At 67.2% G+C, this 5,775-nt stretch carries 7 protein-coding genes and 1 pseudogene; 3 read left to right on the top strand and 5 right to left on the bottom strand.

Annotated features, from left to right (window positions below):
• Positions 1–361: 361 nt before the first annotated feature.
• A complete protein-coding gene (locus tag BAY1663_RS21850) occupies positions 362–1,948 on the bottom strand; it encodes a sigma-54-dependent Fis family transcriptional regulator (protein ID WP_037045065.1) in 1,587 nt (528 codons plus the stop codon).
• Positions 1,949–2,150: 202 nt separating this feature from the next.
• On the opposite strand from BAY1663_RS21850, the gene BAY1663_RS21855 reads away from it, so the two are divergent.
• Positions 2,151–2,357 carry a hypothetical protein gene (locus BAY1663_RS21855; RefSeq protein WP_037045050.1) on the top strand — a complete coding sequence of 69 codons (207 nt, stop codon included), beginning with the start codon at positions 2,151–2,153 and terminating at the stop codon, positions 2,355–2,357.
• Positions 2,358–2,366: 9 nt separating this feature from the next.
• Here BAY1663_RS21855 and BAY1663_RS21860 read toward each other — a convergent pair whose 3' ends face one another.
• The 4 genes and pseudogenes from BAY1663_RS21860 to BAY1663_RS21875 form a co-directional block, all read right to left on the bottom strand.
• The gene (locus tag BAY1663_RS21860) at positions 2,367–2,840 is read right to left on the bottom strand and encodes a DoxX family protein (RefSeq protein ID WP_037045053.1); all 474 of its coding nucleotides are present in this window, start codon (positions 2,838–2,840) and stop codon (positions 2,367–2,369) included.
• Between the two features lie 10 nt (positions 2,841–2,850).
• A complete protein-coding gene (locus BAY1663_RS21865; protein WP_037045058.1) occupies positions 2,851–3,627 on the bottom strand; it encodes a DNA-binding domain-containing protein in 777 nt (258 codons plus the stop codon).
• Positions 3,624–4,454 (bottom strand): DUF692 domain-containing protein, encoded by an 831-nt coding sequence (locus BAY1663_RS21870; protein ID WP_037045067.1) that lies wholly within the window; start codon positions 4,452–4,454, stop codon positions 3,624–3,626. Before BAY1663_RS21870 ends, BAY1663_RS21865 begins: the two co-directional genes overlap by 4 nt.
• 17 nt (positions 4,455–4,471) lie before the next feature.
• A pseudogene (locus BAY1663_RS21875) lies at positions 4,472–4,743 on the bottom strand (DUF2282 domain-containing protein).
• Between the two features lie 208 nt (positions 4,744–4,951).
• Here BAY1663_RS21875 and BAY1663_RS21880 point away from each other — a divergent pair.
• Both BAY1663_RS21880 and BAY1663_RS21885 read left to right on the top strand, forming a co-directional pair.
• The gene (locus BAY1663_RS21880) at positions 4,952–5,521 is read left to right on the top strand and encodes a sigma-70 family RNA polymerase sigma factor (protein ID WP_037045060.1); all 570 of its coding nucleotides are present in this window, start codon (positions 4,952–4,954) and stop codon (positions 5,519–5,521) included.
• A partial coding sequence (locus BAY1663_RS21885; protein WP_037045061.1) for an NrsF family protein occupies positions 5,518–5,775 on the top strand: 258 nt, incomplete at its 3' end. The genes BAY1663_RS21880 and BAY1663_RS21885, both read left to right, overlap by 4 nt.

Raw genomic sequence — 5,775 nt, forward strand, 5'->3', positions numbered from 1 at the left:
GTGGACTTTGTTGGTGCCCCGGCTGGCGGGGTTGTTGCGGCCCTTCTCGGCGAAACCCATCAGGCTGTCGCGGTCGATCGGCTTCAGGTAGGTCTTGACGGTGGTGGCACAGGTGGCGGGTGCGGCGGACATGGCATTCTCCAACGGGGATTCAAACTGAGCAGCGGGCTGCTCTTCTGGTCTCGTCGGGGTCATTGCAGAGGTTATGCCAATCACCGAATACTCAATAAAATTCCTTTTATATCAATTAGATATGAAATTTAAGGCTCGCTTTCCGCGCATCTGGCGGCATACCCAACGAACAGATTGGAAACAATGTAAACAATGTCATCGGCCGACCCGAATGGCAGGAAGGCGCCCGCTACAGGCCGAGCTTTTCCCAGCGATAGCCGAACTGCCGCGGCGTCAGCCCGAGCGATTGCGCGGCACGCGACTTGTTGCCGCCGCAGCGCGCCAGCGCCTGGCGCAGCTCGTCGGCGCTATGCGAGCCCGCCGGCGCGTAGGGCCGCACGGCCATGGCCACCTCGCCTCGGCCATCGTCCACCGTCGCCTGTGCTCGCACGTCCCCGACGGCCTCGCCGCCGGCCAGGAACGGTTCCAGGTCCGCGGCGCCGAGCAGAGAGCGATCGGCCAGCAGCACCACGCGCTCGATGACATTGGACAGCTCGCGGATATTGCCCGGCCAGGGGTAGGCCTGCAGCCGGGCGATGGCATCACCGGTCAGGTTGATGTTGCGCTGGTTCGCCTGGTTGACCCGGTTGAGGAAATGCATCGCCAGTGCCGGGATGTCGCTGCGCCGCTCGGCCAGCGACGGCAGGTGGATGGGGATGACGTTGAGGCGGTAGTAGAGGTCCTGGCGAAACAGCCCGCGCCCCACCTCGCTGGCCAGGTCGCGATTGGTCGCCGCCACCAGACGCACATCGATACGGATCTCACGCTTGCCGCCGAGCCGGGTGATGGTGCCTTCCTGCAGGGTGCGCAACAGCTTGGTCTGCATGGTCAGCGGCAGCTCGCCGATCTCGTCGAGGAAAATGGTGCCGCCATCGGCCTGCTCGAACCAGCCGGCGCGCAGGGCAGTGGCCCCGGTGAAGGCGCCGCGTTCGTAGCCGAACAACTCGGACTCGAACAGGCTGTCGGGAATCGCCGCGCAATTGACCTTGATGAATGGCTTGTCACGCCGCGGGCTGGCCAGGTGCAGGGCGCGGGCGAACAGTTCCTTGCCGGTCCCGGACTCGCCGAGCAGCAACACGCTGGCGGTGGCATCCGAAACCCGCTCCAACTCGGAAATGGCGCGCAGCAACTCGGGCGAATTGCCAACGATGCCATAACGCGTGGCGTCGGCATGCAGGGCGCGGGTCAGCAGGTCGTTGTGCTGGGCCAGGGCGCGGGTCTTCTCCTCGATGTAGCCTCGCAGGTGCAGCAACTGCCCGGCGAGCGTGGCGAGGATGCGCAGGACGGTCAGGTCGTCGGCCAGCGGTCGCGCACGCATGCGGATGCGATGGCAGGCCAGCACCCCCACGGTCTGCTGGCCGATCTGGATCGGCAATGCGATGAAGGACACCGGCCCGGCCGGCAGCTTGCTGCGTTCAACCATGCGGCCGAGGAAGACCGGCTCCTTGTCGATGTCCTGCACGATGATGAGCTGCCCATGCGCCAGCACCCGACCGGTGATCCCCTCGCCGAGTGCGTAGCGGCCCAGCGCTACTTCGTCGTCGGTCAGGCCGTAGGCGTAATGGATGTGCCCGCCACGGCCATCCGGATCGAGCAGCACGATCCGGCCACGGTTCAGCCCGAGCAGCTCGGAAAGCAGATGCAGCATTTCCTTGAACACCGGTTCCACCGCGAAGTCCCTGCCGGCCAGCGCCATGACCTGCTGGAGCAGCAGCATCTCCTGGGAACGCCAGAGCGCCGGACTGTTGTCTACCTCGAAGTCTGTCCTGTCGGTCATGCTCGAACGAAATCCTCTGTGCTGGGAAGGGCAGTCCGTGCAATTGCCGAGCCAATCGATGCGCACCTGGATCGAGCATTCCACGACCATTCGGCGGGCATTTGCCTCGTGGCGATGAACGGCTGGGGAACGGGGCTCGTGAAGTGACAAAATGACATCACGGTTGCCCGCAGCCCATCCCGATGATCAGAGTCATTTCCCCATGCCCGCTGACAAACGCTATTCCATCATCCTCGAACACACCGGCCAGGTCCTGCTCGAACAGGCTCCGCTGGCCCAGGTCGAGGCGTTCTGGGACGCCAACGATGCCCTCTACTTCGGCCTCAGGATCGAAGACGAGCAGAGCGGGCATGCCCGCGTGTTCGTGACCGATGAGATTCCGGACGACGAAGACGCGGTCTTCGCCTGACCCCGCGTTCTAACGGATGCCCAGCCAGCGATCCAGCGAGACCGTGCCGGCGCCGCGCCCGATGATCAGCAGCAGCAGGCCGGCCCAGCTCAGGTGGGTCGACCAGGCGTCGGGGTAGACGAACAGCTGGATCACCAGCGTCATCAGCAGCAGCGCCAGGGCCGACAGCCGGGTGAACAGGCCGAGCACCAGCAGCAGCGGAAACAGGTGTTCGGCGTAGGTCGCCAGGTGCGCCGCCAGGTATGGCGGCAGCAGTGGCAGCGGGTATTCGCTGCGAAACAGCTCGAAGGTCACCGGGGTAATTTCCAGCACGCCGGTCACCTTGGTGCGCCCGGAAAGGAAGAAGATCGCCGCGACGGCCAGCCGCGCTACCAGGCTCAGCAGCGAATCGCCGAGCAGCCGCTGCAGCCAGTGCGCCAAACGGTTCCACTGCCGGCGCAGGCGCATCGGCGCGCTGGCGTGCTGGACCTGGGAAGTGTCCATGACGGTCTCCTCATGCAGGTTGCGCCGGCGCCACCACGGCGGCGAACGCGCCTGCCGCCAGCAGCCGGCCGAGCAGGTCGGTGAAATCGAGTTCGGGGTCTATCGCCAGCGCCGCGGCGCTGGCCTGTTCCAGGTCGAGCCCGCTGGCGCAGGCATCGAGGAACGCACAGCCGGCCCGCTCCAGCGGTTGCCAGCCGATCGCGCCGGCGTGACGGCTGAGCAGCACGCCCTCGCCTTGCCAGCGCAGCGTATCCGGCACCTCGCGCGCCTCCCGGTTGCAGCTCCAGATGCTGTACACCGGCAGCTCGGCGAACCACTGCCAGCGCACCGCTGCGCGGGGTCGCAGCACCTGCCGGGCCAGGGTCGCGGGGCTCTGCGAGGCCAGCGTAGTGACTGCCAGGACGGGCTGTTGCGCAGCGCCGAACACCTCGAGCCATAGCCGGTCCAGTTGCGCGACCCCGCCCAGGTAGGGCAGATCCCGTGCCGGCTCGAAGGCCTGCAGAAAGGCCGGAAAGGTTGCGCCGTATTCGAGCAGCGAGCCGCTGACGGGAGGCGCCTGGCGGGCATGCAGCGCCGCGGCGGCGGCGAACCACTCGCCGCCCACCAGCCGCTCGACGGTGGGGAAATTGGCGCGCAAGGCCTCGACGCAGCCCTTGATCAGGCTATTGCGGTACACCGCGAAGCCGGGTTGCGCCTGCAATCCGGCCAGCGCATCCGGCGCGGCGTCGGGGCTGTCGTAGAGCGCCGCGACGAAGGCATCCTGGAATGCCGCCAGCGAGCCGTTCATTGCCAGCCTCCGACGTGCTCCAGTACCTGCTGGGCGAGCGAGCGTTCGGCCAGCAGCGCGTCGAAGGGTGGCAGCCGGTCGTCGCGCTCGATCAGTGTCGGACGCGGACCGATGCGCTCGATCAGTTGCCGGTACAGCGCCCAGACGGCCGCATCCACCGGCGCGTCATGCGAATCGATCAGCAACGCCGACGGGCCGTCCAGGCTATGCCCGGCGAGGTGAATCTCCATCACCGGTTCGGCCGGGAAGCGTTGCAGGTAATCGGTCGCGGAAAATCCCAGGTTGTGTGCGCTGACCTGCACGTTGTTGACGTCCAGCAGCAGGCCGCAACCGGTGCGCCGGCTGAGTTCGGCGAGAAATTCGATCTCGTCCCACTGGTGCTGGTCGAAGCGCAGGTAATGGCTGGGGTTCTCGATGGCGATACGCCGCCCCAGCACGTCCTGGGTCCGCTCGATGTTCGCGGCGATACGTGCGAGCGCCGCGTGGGTACGCGGGAACGGCAGCAGGTCGGGATGGTAGTGGCCGCGCCAGCTCGACCAGGCCAGGTGTTCGGAGACCAGCACCGGCCGCACCCGTTCGGCCAGCGCCCCGAGCCGGCGCAGGTGCGCCTCGTCGGGCGGGCAGTCGGCCGCCAGCGACAGCGATACGCCATGCAGCGACAGCGGGTGCCGCGCGGCCACGGCCTCCAGCCACTCGAGCCGGGGGCCGCCGCCGACCATGTAGTTCTCCGGGTGGACCTCGAACCACAGCCCATCCGCCACGCAGGCGCTCGCCTGCGCGTAGTGCTCGGGCTTGAGCCCGAGGCCCGCACCGAGCACGGCATTCATGGCCGGCGCCTCCACCGTCAGCGCTCGATCGGGGTCAGCGAACCCATGCCCTTGGGCGTCTCGATCGAGGTGCAGGTGCCGGCGGGCACCAGCTTCCAGGCGTTGCCTGGTAGTCCCGCTTCGAGGTACCGGCACAGCTGGTTCCGGCGCCGGCCTTGCAGTCGTTCTGGCCGGCCATGGCCACGCCGTAGCATTTCTCCATGTCGCCCTTGTCGGTTTCGGCGGCCTGGACGCCTGCGGCGATCGAAGCGAGCGCCAGGGCGGCGGCAGCAAGGTTGAGAGTCTTCATGGCAAGGTTCTCCGCAATCGGTTGAATGGCCACCGGCGAATCTGCAGATGGCTCGTGAGGTAATTCGCCGCACCTGCCGCCACGGTTACAGCGGAAAATTTTATTTTGAGATTTTCCGGGCGCGCCTCTACCGTGGACGGCATTGCATTCGCGGCCCTACCGGGCCCCTGCCGACGAATCCTCGCTCCACCTGTAACCCGAGCGCTCGATGGAACGAACTACTCCTCAACAGATACTCCAGGCACGCGAAGCGCAGCTGCGCACGTTGCTGCTACGCGGGCTCGACGGCGACGAGGCGGCGTACCGGGCATTCCTCACCCAGCTCGGCACGCACCTGCGCGGCTACCTGCAGCGGCGCCTGCAGCAGCCCGGCGATGTCGAGGACCTGCTGCAGGAAGTGCTGCTGGCGGTGCACAACGCGCGGCAGACCTATCGCCGCGACCAGCCGCTGACGGCCTGGGTACAGGCCATCAGCCGCTACAAGCTGGCCGATTACTACCGTTCGCGCGCACGCCATGCGGCGCGCCACGACCGGCTGGACGACAACGCCGAGCTGCTCGCACTGCAGGATAGCGAGCCGGCCGAGGCCCGCCGCGACCTCGGCAAGCTGCTGGAGCAGTTACCGGCGCGCCAGCGCTTGCCGATCGTCCATGTGAAGCTGCAGGGACTGTCGGTGGAGGAAACCGCACGCCTGACCGGGCTCTCCAGTTCGGCGGTCAAGGTCGGCATCCACCGCGGCCTGAAGGCACTGGCAGCGAAGATTCGAGGTACACGATGAACACCGATGACCTGATTACCCTGCTCGCCACCGGCGTGTCACCGGTGGATCGGCGCGTCGTCGCCAAGCGTTTCGGCATGGCATTGCTGCTCGGCCTGGCCGCTGCGCTGCTGCTGATCGCGACCGGTTTCGGCGTTCGCGCCGACCTCGCGGCGATCGCCGGGACGCCGCTGTTCTGGGCCAAGCTCGCGCTACCGGCGGCGCTGTTGCTCGGCGCGCTGCTGCTGGCCACGCGCATGGCGCGCCCGGGCATG

It is taken from the genome of Pseudomonas sp. BAY1663, from assembly GCF_000582595.1.
Classification (GTDB): Bacteria; Pseudomonadota; Gammaproteobacteria; order Pseudomonadales; family Pseudomonadaceae; genus Stutzerimonas; species Stutzerimonas stutzeri_AF.